General features: G+C 70.8%; 13 protein-coding genes. 5 read left to right on the top strand and 8 right to left on the bottom strand.

Features of this window, described 5'->3' with window-relative positions:
• The first annotated feature begins 408 nt into the window (after positions 1 to 408).
• The 4 genes from tal to pgl all read left to right on the top strand — a co-directional run bounded on the left by tal (position 409) and on the right by pgl (position 5,207).
• Entirely contained in the window at positions 409 to 1,539 is a 1,131-nt protein-coding gene (gene tal / locus CM1CMNOD_RS07735) for a transaldolase (RefSeq protein ID WP_013873113.1), read from the top strand.
• Between the two features lie 139 nt (positions 1,540 to 1,678).
• Positions 1,679 to 3,211: a glucose-6-phosphate dehydrogenase gene (gene zwf / locus CM1CMNOD_RS07730; protein WP_013873112.1), complete on the top strand. Its 1,533-nt coding sequence runs from the start codon at positions 1,679 to 1,681 to the stop codon at positions 3,209 to 3,211.
• Complete coding sequence (locus CM1CMNOD_RS07725) at positions 3,208 to 4,359, top strand: glucose-6-phosphate dehydrogenase assembly protein OpcA (protein ID WP_013873111.1); 1,152 nt, start codon at positions 3,208 to 3,210, stop codon at positions 4,357 to 4,359. The genes zwf and CM1CMNOD_RS07725 overlap by 4 nt, the downstream gene beginning before the upstream one ends.
• A complete protein-coding gene (gene pgl / locus CM1CMNOD_RS07720) occupies positions 4,359 to 5,207 on the top strand; it encodes a 6-phosphogluconolactonase (RefSeq protein WP_013873110.1) in 849 nt (282 codons plus the stop codon). Before CM1CMNOD_RS07725 ends, pgl begins: the two co-directional genes overlap by 1 nt.
• 232 nt (positions 5,208 to 5,439) lie before the next feature.
• Here pgl and CM1CMNOD_RS07715 read toward each other — a convergent pair whose 3' ends face one another.
• The 7 genes from CM1CMNOD_RS07715 to gap all read right to left on the bottom strand — a co-directional run bounded on the left by CM1CMNOD_RS07715 (position 5,440) and on the right by gap (position 13,904).
• Complete coding sequence (locus CM1CMNOD_RS07715) at positions 5,440 to 5,775, bottom strand: RNA polymerase-binding protein RbpA (protein WP_013873109.1); 336 nt, start codon at positions 5,773 to 5,775, stop codon at positions 5,440 to 5,442.
• 453 nt (positions 5,776 to 6,228) lie between these two features.
• Entirely contained in the window at positions 6,229 to 7,983 is a 1,755-nt protein-coding gene (locus CM1CMNOD_RS07710) for an ABC transporter substrate-binding protein (protein ID WP_013873108.1), read from the bottom strand.
• A gap of 20 nt (positions 7,984 to 8,003) precedes the next feature.
• Complete coding sequence (secG, locus tag CM1CMNOD_RS07705; protein ID WP_013873107.1) at positions 8,004 to 8,234, bottom strand: preprotein translocase subunit SecG; 231 nt, start codon at positions 8,232 to 8,234, stop codon at positions 8,004 to 8,006.
• Between the two features lie 370 nt (positions 8,235 to 8,604).
• A complete protein-coding gene (locus CM1CMNOD_RS07700; RefSeq protein ID WP_013873106.1) occupies positions 8,605 to 10,338 on the bottom strand; it encodes an ABC transporter substrate-binding protein in 1,734 nt (577 codons plus the stop codon).
• A gap of 236 nt (positions 10,339 to 10,574) precedes the next feature.
• Positions 10,575 to 11,402 (bottom strand): triose-phosphate isomerase, encoded by an 828-nt coding sequence (gene tpiA / locus CM1CMNOD_RS07695; protein WP_013873105.1) that lies wholly within the window; start codon positions 11,400 to 11,402, stop codon positions 10,575 to 10,577.
• A gap of 1 nt (position 11,403) precedes the next feature.
• Positions 11,404 to 12,669, bottom strand: a complete 1,266-nt coding sequence (locus CM1CMNOD_RS07690; protein ID WP_013873104.1) for a phosphoglycerate kinase — start codon at positions 12,667 to 12,669, stop codon at positions 11,404 to 11,406.
• Between the two features lie 227 nt (positions 12,670 to 12,896).
• Complete coding sequence (gene gap, locus CM1CMNOD_RS07685; RefSeq protein ID WP_013873103.1) at positions 12,897 to 13,904, bottom strand: type I glyceraldehyde-3-phosphate dehydrogenase; 1,008 nt, start codon at positions 13,902 to 13,904, stop codon at positions 12,897 to 12,899.
• A gap of 1,513 nt (positions 13,905 to 15,417) precedes the next feature.
• Here gap and CM1CMNOD_RS07680 point away from each other — a divergent pair.
• Positions 15,418 to 16,050, top strand: coding sequence for an NUDIX domain-containing protein (locus tag CM1CMNOD_RS07680; RefSeq protein ID WP_013873102.1), 633 nt, complete (start codon positions 15,418 to 15,420; stop codon positions 16,048 to 16,050).
• On the opposite strand, the gene CM1CMNOD_RS07675 is transcribed toward CM1CMNOD_RS07680, so the two are convergent.
• Positions 15,956 to 17,374: a glycosyltransferase gene (locus CM1CMNOD_RS07675; protein WP_013873101.1), complete on the bottom strand. Its 1,419-nt coding sequence runs from the start codon at positions 17,372 to 17,374 to the stop codon at positions 15,956 to 15,958. The two genes, CM1CMNOD_RS07680 and CM1CMNOD_RS07675, sit on opposite strands and share 95 nt — an antisense overlap.
• Positions 17,375 to 17,499: the final 125 nt, after the last annotated feature.

Raw genomic sequence — 17,499 nt, 5'->3', positions numbered from 1 at the left:
TTGGCGGAATCATCGAGCTGATTAGCCGGAAGACAGTGTTCTCGCTAACTTTTCCCAAGCTTCGTGAGCTGTCCGGGCGCGGGGGTGAGGGAAGCGCGAGAGGGTAGGTCCATCCATACCGGCAAGGGTGGCGGGGGCAGGCCCGCCCCCGGCAGGAGTGGCAGGCCCACACCTGTCGGTACCGGCAACGGTGCTGGGCCTGCTCCGTTCGTACCGGCACCTGATCCATTCGTACCGGCAACGGTGGACGCCCGCCCCCTGCCGGTACTGGTGGCAGTGGTGGGTCTGCCCCCACCGCCACGGTCCGGCGCTGACCGGCATCGCGCGCCGACCACAATGGACATGACGACCGCAAGCGTCGAACCGTCCACCAGCACGCCAGCGCCCCCGGAGAGGACGTCCACCACAATGACCGACCCCCTGGCTCTGCTGTCCGCCGCCGACGTGGCGGTCTGGCTCGACGACATCAGCCGGGACCGGCTGCGGACCGGCAACCTCGCCGAGCTGGTGCGCACCCGCAGCGTCGTCGGTGTCACCAGCAACCCGACCATCTTCCAGAAGGCGATCAGCACCGGATCGGCCTACGACGAGCAGCTGCGTGACCTGGCCGTCCGCGGCGTGGACATCGGCGAGGCCGTCCGCGCGATCACGACCGCGGACGTCCGCGCCGCCTGTGACGTGCTGCGCCCCGCCTACGAGGCCAGCGGCGGGGTGGACGGCCGGGTGTCGATCGAGGTCGACCCGCGGCTCGCCCACGACACCGAACGCACCGTGGCCGAGGCTCGCGCGCTGTGGTGGCTGGTCGACCGGCCGAACCTGTTCATCAAGATCCCGGCCACCCTTGCCGGCCTGCCGGCGATCACCGCCACGCTCGCCGCGGGTATCAGCGTCAACGTCACGCTGATCTTCGGGCTCGACCGCTACGACGCGGTGATGGACGCGTTCATGACCGGCATCGAGCGGGCCGTGGCGGCCGGGCGGGAGCCCGCCGGCATCGTCTCGGTCGCGTCGTTCTTCGTCAGCCGGGTCGACACCGAGGTGGACCGCCGGCTGGAGAAGATCGGCACCGCCGAGGCAAAGGCCCTACGCGGTAAGGCCGCGGTCGCCAACGCGCGGCTGGCCTACCAGCGTTACGAGCAGGCGTTCGCCACCGAACGCTGGTCGGCGCTGGCGAAGGCCGGTGCCCGGCCGCAGCGGCCGCTGTGGGCGTCCACGTCCGCGAAGGACCCGTCCCTGCCGGATACGATCTACGTGGCGGAGCTGGTGGCCCCGGGCACGGTCAACACGATGCCGGAGGCAACACTGCACGCGTTCGCCGACCACGGGGTGGTCCGGGGCGACACGATCAGGCCGTACTACGACGACGCCCACGCGGTGCTGGCCGCCCTGGCCGACCTTGGCATCTCGTTCCCCGACGTCGTCGAGGTGCTCGAACGCGAAGGTGTGGAGAAGTTCGTGGACTCCTGGAACCAGTTGCTGACGGCGATCGGGGAACAGCTCGCGACCGCCGGCAGCCGGCCGGAAGCGCTCGCCGGCTGACAGGCCTGCCTGACCTGACAGGCCTGACAGACCTGTGCCACGAGAAGCCCGACGGACGGCAACCCAGAAACCCGGACAGGCGGAGCCACCAGATGAAGCCAGACGAGGGAACCCCACGACAACGAGGAGGGGAGTTCGGGTGACGCCAACGGTGCGCGCCAACCCGCTGCGCGACCCGCGGGACCGCCGGCTGCCACGCCTGCCCGACCCATGCGCGTTGGTGGTCTTCGGGGTCACCGGCGACCTGGCCCGCAAGAAGCTCATCCCGGCCGTCTACGACCTGGCGAACCGGGGCCTGCTGCCGCCCGGCTTCGTGCTGCTGGGTTTCGCCCGGCGCGACTGGGACGACGACAGCTTCGCCGAGGTCCTCCGGGAGGCCGCACAGAAGGGCGCCCGGACGCCGTTCCGGGAGGAGGTCTGGGACCGCCTGGCCTCGTCGGTGAAGTTCGTCCAGGGGTCGTTCAACGACGACCAGGCCTTCGACACGCTCGCGAAGACCCTGCTCGACCTCGAGCACAGCCACGGCATCCCGGGCAACGCGGCGTTCTACCTGTCCATCCCGCCGTCGGCGTTCCCGGTCGTCCTCAAGCAGATGCAGCGCACCGGGATGGCCTCGAACGAGGCGTCCGGCGGCTGGCGGCGGGTCGTGGTGGAGAAGCCCTTCGGCCACGACCAGGAGTCCGCCCGCGCCCTCAACGAGCTCGTGGACGACGTGTTCACCGCGCCCGACGTGTTCCGTATCGATCATTACCTGGGCAAGGAGACCGTTCAGAACCTGCTGGCGCTGCGGTTCGCCAACACCCTGTTCGAACCGATCTGGAACTCCCACTTCGTCGACTCCGTCCAGATCACCATGGCCGAGGACGTCGGCATCGGCACGCGGGCCGGTTTCTACGACGAGACCGGCGCCGCCCGGGACGTGCTGCAGAACCACCTGCTCCAGTTGCTGGCGCTGACCGCCATGGAGGAGCCGGTGAGCTTCAACGCCGAGGCCATCCGGTACGAGAAACTCAAGATCCTGCGGGCTGTCTCGCTGCCGGACGACCTTGCCAGCTACGCGGTGCGGGGCCAGTACGAGCAGGGCTGGCTCGCCGGCCAGCGGGTCCGGGGCTATCTGGAGGAGGACGGCGTCCCGGCGGGCTCGCGCACGGAGACCTTCGCCGCCGTCCGGCTGGGGATCGAGACCCGCCGGTGGGCGGGCGTCCCGTTCTACCTGCGCACCGGCAAGCGGCTGCCGCGCCGGGTGACCGAGATCGCCATCTCGTTCAAGCCGGCTCCACACCTGCCCTTCGACGCCACCGACACCTCCGAGCTCGGCCACAACCAGCTGGTGGTGCGGGTCCAGCCGGACGAGGGCGTGACGCTGAAGTTCGGCTCCAAGGTCCCGGGATCCGCGATGGAGGTCCGCAACGTCGCCATGGACTTCCTCTTCGGCGAGGCGTTCACCGAGTCGCTGCCCGAGGCGTACGAGCGGCTCATCCTCGACGTGCTGCTCGGGGACGCGACGCTGTTCCCGAACAACGCCGAGGTGATCGAGTCGTGGCGGGTGATCGACCCGATGGAGGACTTCTGGGCCGGCTCCGCCCCCCACCTCTACCGGGCCGGGACGTGGGGGCCTGCCGCCGCCGACGAGATGCTCGCCCGTGACGGGCGCTGCTGGAGGCGACCGTGACAACCCTGTGGGACACCACCGGCACCGACGTGGTCAGGGCGCTGGCGGCCGAGCGGCGCTCGGCCGGCGCGCTCGCCTTCGGCCTGGCCCTGACCCTGGTGGTCGTGGTGGACGAGAAGCACGTCAGCGCTGCCGAGAGCGCGGCGACGACCGCGGCGGCGGCCCACCCGTGCCGGCTGCTCATCATCGTGCGCCGCCAGCTGGACGCCCCCAACTCCAGGCTGGACGCGGAGGTCTCCATCGGCGGGCGGCTCGGCCCCGGTGAGGCCGTGGTCATGCGGATGTACGGCCGGCTCGGCCTGCACGCCGAGTCGGTGGTGCTGCCGCTGCTCGCGCCGGACGCGCCGGTGGTGACCTGGTGGGACGGCGAGCCCCCGGACCGGATCGCCTACGACCCGCTGGGCGTCTTCGCCGACCGCCGGGTCAGCGACGCGGCCGCGGCCCCCGACCCGGTGGCGGCGCTGCGGCGCCGCGCGGTGGACTTCGCGCCCGGCGACACCGACCTGGCGTGGACGCGGCTGACCGGCTGGCGGACGCTGACCGCCGCCGCCTTCGACTCGATCACCGAGCAGCCACGGTCGGTCACCATCGCGGGCAGTCCGACGGACCCGAGCGTCTGTCTGCTCTCCGGCTGGCTCGCCGACCGCCTGCACGTGCCGGTCACGGTGTCCGAGACGGTGTCCCGGGGCGGGCCGACCGAGATACGCGTCGACTTCGACCACGACGATGAGCTGACGCTGGCCCGTCAGGACAGCCACACCGCGCTGCTGCGCCGGCCCGGCCGGCCCGACCGCGCCCTGCCGCTGCCCGAACGCGGCCTCGGCGACCTGCTGGCCGAGGAACTGCGCCGGCTCGACGACGACGAGCCCTACGCGGACGCGCTGTCGGCCTGGAGCGGGATAGCGGGGCTGGCCTCCCGGCCGGCGGTCCGCGAACACGTCTGGCGCGACCCGATGGCGCCGGAGAACACCGGGGCCACGGACAACAGTGGCGGCGGTGCCGACGGTGTAGACGGTGCCGACGGCAACGGTGCCGCGGGGAGCGCGGGCGGTGCGGGGGCGACAGCCACGGCAGGCCCGGCGGACCCGGCCGTCACCACCACGCCGGGGACAAACCCGGCGGGCAACGGCGCCAGGGCATCCGGCTGATGAGCACGTCACCCGAAGTCATCGTCCATCGCGACCCGGAACTGCTGGCCACCGCGACCGCCGCCCGGCTGGTCATCAGCCTGCTGGACGCGCAGGCCACCCGCGGCAGCGCGTCGGTGGTCCTCACCGGTGGCGGTATCGGGGTGGCCACGCTGCGGGCGGTGCGCGACAGCCCGCTCGTCGAAACGGTCGACTGGAGCCGGGTGGACGTCTGGTGGGGCGACGAGCGTTTCGTGCCTGCGGGCTCGGCCGACCGCAACGACCGGCAGGCCCGTCAGGCGCTGCTCGACGCACTCCCCCTCGATCCGGCCCGGGTCTTCCCGATGGGCAGCGCGGACGCCGCTGACGGCACCGGCGCGGCCACCGGCACCAGCGCTGTCACCGGCACCGACGCGGCGGAGTCCGCCGCGACCGCCTACGCCCGGCTGCTCGCCGAGTACGCACCCACCGGGGCCGCCGCGGCCGCGGGCACGGTGGCGGTCCCGTCCTTCGACGTGTTGCTGCTCGGGGTCGGGCCGGACGGGCACGTGGCTTCGCTCTTCCCCGGTTCCTCGGCCGTCCACGCCCGTACCGCCACCGTCGCGGTGCATCATTCCCCGAAGCCGCCGCCCACCCGGATCTCGCTCACGCTGCCCACGATCCAGGCGGCGCACGAGGTCTGGCTCCTTGCCGCGGGCGAGGCAAAGGCGGACGCGGTGGCCCGCGCGTTCTCCGGCGCGGCACCGGCCGATATTCCGGCGGTGGGGGCGCGCGGCCGGCAACGCACACTGTGGCTGGTGGACCGGGCCGCCGCGGCCAGGCCCGTCAGCGCCGGGGCATCGCCGGCGCGCCGGGTCTCAGCGGGATGAGCCTCCCCCGACCAGAACGCTGTCGTCTACAGTCCTGACAGCGTAAAGATCTTCATCTCTGGCGGCGGAGCCGGCCAGCGGGGCCCGGACAGTGATCGTCGTGTCCAGGCCCCGCCGGCCGGACGGCACGCGCCGGCTGTGCGCTACCACGCCGGCTACGCGGTACCGCCGCGCGGCTGTGTGTGCGGTGTCGTGCGGCTGTGCGGTGTTGTGCGGCTATGCCGCCGCGTGGCTATGCGGTGCCGCGCAGCTTGGCCAGCGCCTCGGCCAGAATCGCCTCCCCGTCCTTCTCGTTGCGCCGCTCCCGAACGTAGGCGAGGTGAGTTTTGTACGGTTCGGTCTTGGGCGGAGCGGGCGCGTTGTCGCGGTCACGACCCGCCGGGAAGCCACAGTTCGGGCAGTCCCAGGTCTCGGGAATCGTGGCGTCCGCGGCGAACGACGGTCTGGTCTCGTGATTGTTGGCGCACCAGAAGGAAATCCGCTGTCGCGGGGCCGTCTCACCGCGTTCGGCTTCCCCCATGGGTCCCGCCCCTACCCGACTTCCTCTGATGGCGTTACCACCTGCCACGGTCCGCATGCTCCTTTGTCTCGTCCCGCTGATTGACTCCGGATCCGGCCCCCCAGCCGCCAGCCGGCCTGACCGAGTGTAAGACGAGAAGGCCCGATCTCGTCGCACCGACCACCATCGGTCACCCTCACAGTCCGCCCTGGTGACCGAACGCCGCCGCCGCTCCTCTCGGAGCGCCCCGCGGATCCATCCTCAATCGATTTCGCTCTGTCACTGGGAAGCGGCCTCCGAGCACGCGACAGGCATGATCGCATACCCTTCGGCCGGAGTACTGGGAAGCGGCCTCCGAGCACGCGACAAACCATGATCGCATAACCTCTGCCCAGACGCCGAACGGCAGTCGCCCTGACAGGCCCGGCAGAGCACCCGCGGCAACACCCTTGCCCACGCCACCCCTGCCCACGCCACCCCGAGGACGGGTGGCGTGGGATGCTTGAGGGGCTTTTCGGGCGGCTAGGCGATGCCGAGGGAGATGGCGGTGGGGTCGGCTGCGTCCAGTGAGGGGACCCGCAGAAAGCCACGGACGTTGGCGCTGTGGAAACGTGGCGTGACGGTGACCGCGAGTGGAATGATCGCGGCATCGGTGAGCAGTTCCCGCTCCAGGTCGCCCCAACGGGTGGACAGCGCGGCCGGGTCACGCTCCCCGAGGGCGTCCCGCAGCAGCTGCGCGATCCGGTCGTTGCGGTATCCGCCGTCGGCCGGCCGAGAGCCCGACCACTGCGGCTCCAACAACGGCTGGAACACGCTGCGCCCGGCATTGCCGAACCACTGCGGCGTCACCCTGGTCAGGGCGAGGTCCCAGCCCACCGTGCTCGACGGGACAGCGACGCCCGGGTAGTCCGCGGCGGGGACCGCCTCGACCCGCAGCGTCACCCCCGCGCGGGCGAAGGCGTCCCGCAGCGCCGACGCGACGGCGGCGTCCTCGGCGGAGTCCGTGGTGAGCAGGACCAGGGTGGTCAGGGGGCCGCCGTCGGCGGCGGTCCGTGTCCCCTCCCGGCAGCGCGCCGGATCGCCCGTCGACCCCAGCGTCGGGAACGGGTCGCGCGACTGGAAACCGGTCATGGCCGGCTGCAGCATCTGCGCGGTGGTGGTGGCCAGGACGGGCCCGCCCAGCGCCGCGGCCACGGCGGCGCGGTCCACGCAGTACACCAGCGCCTGCCGGACGCCGCCGCCGCCCAGCGCCGCCGACGCCGGGCCGTGCAGGCCGACGGTGAGCAGCACGGTGGAACCGGGGCCGTCCGTGGACAGCCTGCCGTCGGCCTGAGCATCCAGCGCTGTCACGTCGGCGGCGGGGACAGTGCTGTCCATCGCCATGTCCGCCCGGTCCGCGTCTATCTCGGCCTGGGCGGTGGCCGCGTCAACGCCGGTACGCACCGTGACATGATCGGCAAGTGCCGGGCGGATGCCGTCGGACGAGGCAACCCATGCCGGGTTGCGCGACAGCCGATAGCTTTCGTCACCGAGCGTGTTACCGAAGTGGTACGGCCCGTCGGAGATCAGGTTCTCCAGGTACTCGGGCGAGTTCGGGGCGTAGACGAGGGCCTCCAGCGGCACCGGTGAGGCCGCGGGCAGGGCCAGTACGTCGGTGAAGTCCGCGGCCGGAGCGAGCAGGTGGAACTCGATCGAGTCGTCACCGATGACCTGGACGCCGTCGATACCGCGACGTTCGATGAAGTCACGCACCCCCTCGGGCGGGGTCTTCATCAGTTCGTCACAGTAGGTGGCGAAACCGACGACCGTCGCGGCGAAGTAGCCGCGCATGGGCGACGGGTTCGGCGGCGTGCACAACCGCTTGATGCCGCGGGCGACATCGGTCGCGGTGACCCGCCTGACCCCGGGGGTGTCCCAGCGCGCGGACGGGCGCAGGGTGACGGTGTGGGTCTTCCCGTCCTCGCTGACCACCGGCGGCCCGACGGCCAGGTCCGGCAGGGGCGCGGCGGTGAAGACCGGGTCGGGGCTGGCCCGGTAGGAGTAGAGCTGACGGGAGACCAGCCGCAGCAGCATCCGCGAACCGGCGTCCGTCGCCCAGCCCGGGTCGCCGCTGGGCATCGCCCCGGTGACCAGGCGCAGGGTGCCACCCGGCTTGTCCGTTGGATCACTGGTGACCGTGGGTGTAATCGAAGTCACCGGTGCGGGTGCCGGCTGCCCACCACCGCCGCAGGCCACGACCGTGGCAAGGACAACCAGGCAGAGGAGCCGGGCCGGCATCCAGGTGCGTCGGCGGCTGCTCACTCCTTGAGCAGGAGGCCGAGGCCGATGATGCAGGTGAGCCAGATCAGCCCAATCATGACCGTCAATCGGTCGAGGTTCTTCTCCACCACCGAGGAGCCCCCGAGCGAGGAGGAGACACCGCCGCCGAACAGGCTGGACAGCCCGCCTCCCTTGGCCCGGTGCAACAGAACGAGCAGCATCAGAAGCACACTCGTGATGATCAGGACAATCGACAGCCCAACAGTCATCTCCGGACCCGCTCCCGTACCGTCATCCCGTGATCATGTAAGCCACTCAGCCCTGCCGCATCCTCACGCGGCGCGACAGGAGGCCCGACACGAGGAACCATGATCGCACCCCCTCCGGCCATACCCGCACCCTGACAGCCTCCGACGGTGCGAAGAAAGATCTTCGCACCGCAGTCGCCCATATCGATCCAACAGCCTCCGGCAGTGCAATGGACGATCATTGCACTACTTTCGGCGGGACTGGCTGGCGGCGATCCTGCCAAGCTACCGCACAGCGATCCCGCGGCCGGCACGGCGCATCACCATCAGATCAGGCCCGTCGGATCAGGCCCGTGCGAGCCGTGGCCCTCCGCCGGGCCGCCATGACGCCCTACGGTACGACACCGAGCGAGGCGAAGTCCGTCATCATGAACCCGGGCGAGTAATGGATGTTGGTAAGCCGGCTGCTGTAGACGTTGAGCGCCCGGTCGTAGAGCAGCGGGACGTAGGCGGCGGACCCCACGATCGCCCGGTCCATCTGCGTCCACCGGCTCGCCGTGTCCTCGCTGTCAGCGGTCCCGATGCCCTGCTCCAGGCCCTGGTCGACCGCGGGCAGGGCCAGTTCGGCGACGTTGGTGTTGTGTTGCGGCCGGATCGAGCCGCTGGCGGCGAGCGGGGCGAGGAACGCGTACGGCGTCGGCCGGGTGGCCGCGCCGGCGGCCAGGACGAGGCCGTACTTCATGGTGTGGACCTGATCGGGGCTGTCCACTGCCGCGGTGTACCCGGCGTCGTCGAACTTCGCGACGGTGATCGTGATACCGACCCGGGCGAGCGCGACGCGGACGGCTTCGGCCTGGGCGAGGGAGAGCGGATCCGACCGGGTGACCAGGGTGGTCGCGAAGCCGTCCGGCCGGCCGCAGGAGTTCAGTTCCGTTTTTGCCTTTGCGAGGTCCCCGCTGCCGTCGGGGCTCGGGAAGAGGTCGAACCAGGAGAAGGAGTGCACCGGCGGGGTGAGCATCGTGGCCGCGATGTCGCCCCCGACGAGGGGGCCGCCCCGCGCGGTCTGTTGTGCGCTCTTGTCCACCGCCCAGGCCACGGCGTTGCGGCAGGCGAGGTTGTCCAACGGCGCGACCTTGGTGACCACGGCCAGGTAGCGCAGCCCGCCGGTGGCCTCGCTGGTGGTGCGGGCCGCGCGCAGGCCGGGATTCGCGCTGATCCGGGCGGCGGCCTCGGCGCCCACGCCGCTCTGGTCGGCGGCGATGTCGGCCTGGTCGGTCAGGATGCGGCTGTCGATGTCGGCCGCGGCGAGCCCCATGCGTTCGACGACGCGGTCGGGGTGGGCGGGGCGGTTCGGGTCGGTCTGCCGGTCCCACCGCGGGTTGCGCGCGAGGGTGAGGGATTCACCCGGACGATAGTTTTCGATCTTGTATGGTCCGGATGCCACCGGACGGGATCCGTACCCGGCGCCGGTGTCGTGCGCCCGCGGTACCGGCGTGGAGACCGGGGAGGCCATCAGGAGGTTCCAGTCCGCGAACGGCCGGTTGAGCCGGAACGTGATGGTCTTCTCGTCCGGTGTGGTCACCGAGGCCAGCCCGAGACGGTCGGGTGTGGGATCGGTGTAGGGACCCCGGTAGGGGTTCTTCTCGTCCTGGAGAAGCCGCACCACCTCGCCGGCGCCGGAGCTGGCGTCGGAGCCGCCGCCGGCCAACTCCGGGGCGAAGGCCCGCTCGATCCCGTACTTGACGTCCCGGGATGTGATCGGGGTGCCGTCCTCGAAGGCCAGCCCCTCCCGGAGCGTGTACGTCCAGGTGCGCAGGTCCTTTGAGGACGGCACCTCGGTGGCGAGATCACCGGCCAGCTTGACCACGCCGGGGCTGGGCGCGTATGTCACCAGCTGCCGGGAGATCCACCGCTGCTGGTTCCAGCAGTGGAGGGACGCGGTGCGCTGGGGATCCCAGGAGTCGCAGTCGACGGTGGCAAGCACCCGCAGCGTCCCGCCGTCGCGCGGCGAGGCGGCGATGACCCGGTCACTGATCGCCGTGGGTGGGCCTGACGGGTCGGACGGGGCTTGCCGACGGCCTCCCCCACCCGTGCAGGCGGCGAGAAGAAGGCCGAGGACAACCATGACGGTTCCGGCCCGGATGATCGCGCGACAGCGCGGCATGGCCCTGGCGACCACTTGGGTTTGCGCCCCTTCCCGGTGGGACCGCACCCCACCACCGCAAGCCACCCAAGCACACCCCGGGCCGGCCGTGTCCGTCGGCTGTTCCCCGCGGCAACGATCGCGATCACGGACCGCGCCGGCCGGCACAGCCCGTGATCGGCGTCACCGGTGTAACCGGTGACGGTTCGTGGTCGCCGTCAGCTCGGCGGGGCGCTGCGGACGATCGCCGCGAAGTCCACCGCGTCCAGGCTCGCGCCGCCGACGAGTCCGCCGTCCACGTCGGGTTGGGTGAACAGCTCCGCCGCGTTGGAGCCCTTCACCGAACCACCGTAGAGAATACGGATGACCGCGGCGACTCCCGCGTCGAAACGCGCGGCGAGCCGCCCCCGGATCGCCGCGCACATCTCCTGCGCGTCGTGGGCGGAGGCGGTCCGCCCGGTGCCGATCGCCCACACCGGCTCGTAGGCGACGACCAGCGTGCGTGCCTGCTCCAGGGTGATCCCGTCCAGGGAGCCGTCGAGCTGCGCGAGGACATAGGTGGCATGGTCACCGGCCACCCGCACCGGCTCGGGCTCGCCCACGCACAGGATCGGGGTGATCCCGTGCGCGTAGGCGGCCCGCGCCTTGGCCGCCACCAGGGCGTCGTCCTCGTGATGGTTCGCGCGCCGCTCGGAGTGGCCGACCACCACATAGCTGCATCCCAGCCGGGCGAGCAGGGGCCCGCTGATGTCCCCGGTGTGGGCGCCGGAGCTGTGCGGGGAGAGGTCCTGCGCGCCATAGCCGATCGCGAGCCTGTCCCCGTCGACGAGGGTCTGGACGCTGCGCAGGTCGGTGAACGGGGGCAGGACGACGACCTCGGCATTGTCGAGCTCGACCGGCTTGAGGTCGAAAGCGATCTTCTGAACCAGCGCGATCGCCTCAAGATGGTTGAGGTTCATCTTCCAGTTGCCCGCGACCAGGGTGCGCCGACCCGTCCCCCGGGGCTTCTTCTCGTTCTTGTTCTTCTCGTTCTTGTCACCGGCCATCTCACACCTCCGAACCAGGAAGCCGGGCCTCCGGCCGCGTGAAAGAAACATCGTCGCGCGGCCTTCGGTCATCCAGAGCGGCGAGGCCGGGCAGGGTCTTGCCCTCCAGATACTCGAGGCTGGCGCCGCCACCGGTGGAGATGTGGGTGAACGCCTCCTCGCCGATGCCGAGGGTGCGCACGGCCGCGGCCGAGTCACCGCCGCCGACGACGGTCAGACCGTCGAGCCCGGCGATCGTCTCGGCCACCCCACGGGTGCCGGCCGCGAACGGCGGGAGCTCGAACACACCCATCGGGCCGTTCCAGAAGACGGTGCGGGCGGTGCGCAGCCGGTCGGCGAACAGGGCCACCGACGCCGGCCCGATGTCGAGGCCCTTGCGGCCGGCGGGGATGGCTCCGGCCGCCACCACGGCGGTGGGCGCGTCGACGGAGATCTCGTCGGCCACCACCACGTCGGTGGGCAGCACGATCCGGTCACCGCCTTCGGCGAGCAGCTCCTTCGTGGTGTCGATCAGTTCCGCTTCCAGCAGTGACCCGCCGACGCCGTGGCCCTTGGCGGCCAGGAAGGTGAAGCACATTCCGCCACCGATGAGCAGGGCGTCGACCTTCGGCAGCAGCGCCCGGATCACTCCGAGCTTGTCGCTGACCTTCGACCCGCCGAGGACGACGACGTAGGGACGGGCCGGGCCGCTGGCGAGGGTGCGCAGCACCTCCAGTTCCCTGAGCACGAGCTGCCCGGCCACGTGTGGCAGCCGCTCGGGCAGGTCCACGACGCTGGCGTGCGCCCGGTGGACCGCGCCGAAGGCGTCACCGACGTAGTAGTCGGCCAGCCCGGCGAGCTGGTCGGCGAACGCGGCCCGCACGGCCGCGTCCTTGCTGGTCTCCCCCGGGTGGAACCGGAGGTTGTCCAGCAGCGCGATCTCACCGTCGCCCAGCCCTGCGACGATCTTCTGCGCATGCGTGCCGGCGATGTCGCCGGTGCCGTCCCCGGTGAACGCGACCGGCTGGCCGAGCAGCTGCGCGAGCCGGCCGGCGACCGGGGCGAGCGAGTACGCCGGGTCGGGTGTGCCCCTGGGCCGTCCCAGATGGGAGGAGACGACCACCCGGGCACCCCGGTCCAGCAGCGCCCGGATGGTGGGCACGCTGGCGCGGACCCGTCCGTCGTCGGTGATCCGGGGTGTGTCGCCGGAACGGTCCAGCGGAACGTTCAGGTCGCTGCGGACGATGACTCGCCGCCCGCCGACCTGTAGATCGTCAATGGTCGTCACGCCGTTACTCCGAAGTCCTAACCGGCCTCGGGCGACGCGACCGTGATCTCGTCGGATCCTGTCGCGTCGCCCGAGGCCACCAGAAGTCGCCAACTCTCCACCCGACCAGAGGCAGTGCGACGATCTTCATCGCACTGCCCGAGGCCACCAGGGGAGCTACCGCCGAGGGCGACGCGACGATCTCCTTCGCGCCGCCGGGGGCCATCAGGGTCTCCTGCCCCGATGCCCTACAGGCGTCCGCCGACGAGGGCGGTGAGGTCCACCAGGCGGTTGGAGTAGCCCCACTCGTTGTCGTACCAGCCGATGACCTTCACCTGGTTGCCGCTGGCCATGGTGAGCAGCGAGTCGAACGTGCAGGACGCAGCCGTCCCCACGATGTCGGAGGAGACGATCGGATCCTCGGTGTAGACGAGGATGCCCTTGAGCGCGCCCTCGGCGGCGGCCCGGTACGCAGCGTTGACCTCCTCGATCGTGACCTCACGCTTGAGCGTGGCGACCAGGTCGGTCACCGACCCGTCGAGGACGGGAACACGCATCGCCAGTCCGTCCAGTTTGCCCTTGAGCTGCGGCAGTACCAGGGACGTCGCCTTGGCCGCACCGGTCGTCGTCGGGATGATGTTCTGGGCGGCGGCGCGGGCGCGGCGCAGGTCCGAGTGCGGGAAGTCGAGGATGACCTGGTCGTTGGTGTAGGCGTGCACGGTCGTCATCAGGCCGCGCTCGATGCCGAAGGCGTCCTCGAGAACCTTGGCCAGTGGCGCCACGCAGTTGGTCGTGCAGGAGGCGTTCGACAGGATCGTGTGCTTCGCCGGGTCGTAGACGTCGTCGTTCACGCCGATGACGACGGTGAGGTCCTCACCCTTGGCCGGCGCGGAGATGATCACCTTTTTCGCGCCCGCCTCGAGGTGCTTGCGCGCGTCCTCGGCCTTGGTGAACCGGCCGGTGGACTCGACGACGACCTCGACCCCGAGGTCCCCCCAGGGCAGGGCCGCCGGGTCACGCTCGGAGACCACCTTGAGGAAGCCGTCGCCGACCTTGATCCCGCCGTCGGCGGGACTCACCGACTCCGACAGTGTGCCCAGCGTAGTATCGTACTTGAGCAGATGCGCAAGTGTCCTGTTGTCGGTAAGGTCGTTCACTGCAACGATCTCTATGTCGTTACGCTTACTAGCCTGAAGCGCCCGCCAGAAGTTGCGGCCGATACGGCCGAAGCCGTTGACACCCACTCGCGTAACCACGTCAGGGAACTCCTCTATCGTCGATGCATTCCGTTGTCGCAGTGAGCCTAAACGACTTTGAGGGTCACCGGCCGGCATCCTCACAGATCGGCGCCTGCCGTGTCCAGAACTACCCAGCTCGACTCTTTTTTCAATTCTGGTAGACTGCGGGATGTTTTGACCCCGGCCGGGCGGGCGATCAGCTGGCGATCAACACGATCCGTCGACCGCCACAATCCCGACCGATACAGCCTGACCGATACAGCCTGACCGATACGGCTGATCAACGCGGCCCGACCAGGACGGTCACGGAGGGGCAGCGCAGGCCATCGACGATGGGCGTTGCTCAGCACTGTTGGGCGACCACCTACGTCGCACGGCCGTTACGGCCCTACCACCGGAACGTCATCGGCCCTCAGCGGTGCCTGCGGCTGTAACACCAGTCACACGGATACCCACTGCCCCGCAATATCCCCTTCCCCGGCCCCTTACGTGGCGGACACCACATCGCCGTACCCTGCCGGGAGAGACACCATGCCGTGTCTTTCTGCCACCATCCCCTCACTCCCATCCCGTCACCACCGGCCACCGGCCGGGCCCCGGGACGGCTCCCGGGAGCACCCGATCCCGACAGCGGTGGGGCCGCGGCGGCACCGATCGCGCCGGTCGACGCCGTACAGCCGGTCACCACGACACCCCGAGCGAAGGCACTCCGGGTATCCGGGTAGCCAGACAGCCCAGCACACCACCCGCCCACCGTCTGTTGAGATGCTGCCAGGCATCCATCGTCATCTGGTTGTGAAAATTACGTCCGGTATTCCGCCGGGGCCGGAAATCCCGTCCGATGAATACCGTCTCGGCCGGATCTCCCCGTCCAGTAGGGGATACCGACGGATTCGCCGGGAGGTCTCTTACGGCCCCACCGGGACGCTGTGCGTGGTTTCAGGAGCGGGACACAATACGGCTGGACGTTCCCACTGGCCGGGAGTTCGGATACCCTCTGGATTCGAGCGGAACCAGCCATCGGACGCCGTCGGCGCGGCGAACTAATACGTCCGGGCACCGATCGGCCAACAACCGGAGTTCGCCCGTCACGGATACCGGACAATTGGGAGTGGACGCACCCGCCGGACGCACCCTAAGCTCCGAAACAGTTCAGCGGACGACCGGCCTTCCAAAGAGGTGGAAAGACGCTGGATGTTGGTTGTCACCCACACTCCAAGTTGGTCTCCGGCGGCGCGCGATAATGCCCCTTTTTCGCGTCGCCGGGGACCTTTCCGAGGGGGCCATGAGCTCCTCGGTGGCCGGCTGACCGTGCCCCGGCCACCGAGGTCGAACTGGTATCGGCGATCCCCGCCTCCGTCCCCACTCACCCCACCGGGGTGGGGATCGCCGATACCGCACAGCGGGTGCGGCGGCGCAGGTTACGGCGACAGCCCCCGGTCGTGCGACCTGCGCCGCCGCACCCTTACCGCGCCGGTCCAGGGCACCGGCCGCCAGCACCGACGCCACCGTGCCAGGAGCGGGCCCGGCGGTGTCCGGAAGAACGGGATACGGCCATGACGACGTGCCGGAACACTCCCCACGAAAAGCGCACCGCGAAATGAGCCGGTCGGCGCTGCCGGTGCGGGTTCACCTGTTGGTGCGCACCGAGGACAGAATTCTTCTCGCCACCGGCGACGAGACGTCGCCGGCATGCTGGCGGCTGCCGGCCGGAAATCTTCAGGGGCAGGCCGCCGGCGACGCCGCGGTCCGGCTGGCGCGCGAACAGGCGGCGCTGCTGACAACGGTCGAGGATGTCCGGCTGGAACACGTGGCGCATCACTGGGCGGACGACCGAGAACAACTTGGGCTGTTCTTCCACGTCACCCGAACGTACGGCGCCACCGGCGCCCACGACCCGGCCGCCCCCGGCGTCCCCCGCCGGCCGCGCCGGCTGGCCTGGCATCCCCTGGATGCCCTGCCCGAACGGTTCGCCCAGCCCGACCATGACGTCGTCACCCGCTGGGCGAGCGGGGAGTTCTTCTCGCACGGCGGCTGGACGGCCCGCCGGAGCACGACGATCCGCCCGTCTACCGGCGCCGTTCAGGCAGCACCTCAGACGGTCTCGGCTCAGACGGTCTCGACCAGACCGCCGTCAGCTCCCGCTGCCAGTTCTCGAGCGTGAACGGCGAGCGCACGAAGTGCCGCAGCGCCGCCCGCCGGTCCTCGAGCAGCGGCGGGACGGCGGTCAGTACCCGGGCCGTGTCGGCCCAGATCTCGTCCGTGGCGGACAGCGGCAACATCGTGATCCCGGGCAGCAGGCGGGCGACCTCCGCGATCCCGGGCAGGTCCGTGGCCAGCACCGGAGTGGCGACCGCGCACGCCTCGAGCACGACGCTCGGCAGACCCTCGTGATACGAGGTGACCAGCAGCAGCGACGCGGCGACCAGCAGCCGGGGCACGTCGTCCCGCTCGCCGAGCAGCTCGACACGGTCCCGCACCCCACCGGCGGACGCTCTGGCGAGCAGGTCCGCGGTCTCCGCCGCGTCCTGGCGCCCGACGATCTGTAGGCGGGCGTCCACCCCCCGCGCGCACAGCGCGACAAGTATGTCCATGGCACGGGCCCGGTTCTTGTTCGCCCCCGGCCGGCCAATGTGAATCATGACGACCGGGGTGCGCGTCCCTTCGGGAACACTCTCCAGCGCACGCCGGCGGGCCGCGATGGCGACACCGAACGGCTCGACCTCCAGCCCGTTGTAGATCACCCGGCAGCGTGGGTCGACCCGCCACTCCGGACGCCACAGCTCGCGCATGACCGCCTCGCACACGGCCAGCAGATCGGTCGCGTTCGCGTCGAGCGCCACCCGTCCCGCCTCGTGCCGCAGCAGCGCACCGGCGTTGCGCCCCCGCCGGTGAGTGCTGCCACCAGGCCAGCCGGTTCCGGCTGCGGCCCACCCGGTTCCGGCGGCGGGTCTTCCGGTTCTGCCACCGGGCCGGCCGGCGGTGTCACCAGGCCCGTCGTCCCTGACCCGGAAGTGCGCGACCCGGCGCGGCACACCGGCCATCCGGGCGATACCGAACACGAGCCCGGTGGCATCCGACGCGTACGCGTGGACGACCTGCGGGCGCACGCGGCGCAGCAGCAGGTAGAAGGTGAGCGGGAAGGCCGGGCCGAGCCGGCGGTAATACACCTCACCCCCGAGCGAACGGATCTCGTCGTCGAGGTCGCCCCGCCGGCCGCTGAGCGAGCAGAACACCAACCGGAACTCGTTCGGGTCGAGCCGGCGCATCAGCTCCACGGTGCGCAGCTGCGCCCCGCCCCGATTCATCTCCTCGACCAGGTACATCACCGTCCGTGGCTGCCTGTCGGGTGTCTCGGCCGACCCGGACGTACCTGCCTGCTCGCTCCCGACCGCCGACCGGCCTGGATCATCGGCCCGGCCCGGCCCGGCCAGACCCGCGGCGGGGCCCGCGGTGGAGGGAACGGCGGTGGACAGATCGGTCGTCATGACCGCCGCACCGCCTCGCCCGCGGCACTTCCGCCCACCCCGACGCAACCACCTGTGGCGAGGATGTCCCATCGGTCGTGGTCCCGGGTGGCGCTTCCGCTCAGCCCGACGGAACCGCCCACCCC

The organism is Protofrankia symbiont of Coriaria myrtifolia, from assembly GCF_900634755.1.
Classification (GTDB): Bacteria; Actinomycetota; Actinomycetes; order Frankiales; family Frankiaceae; genus Protofrankia; species Protofrankia coriariae.
The sequence above is the reverse complement of the archived record's forward strand: the minus strand, read 5'-3'. Positions and strand labels throughout refer to the sequence as shown.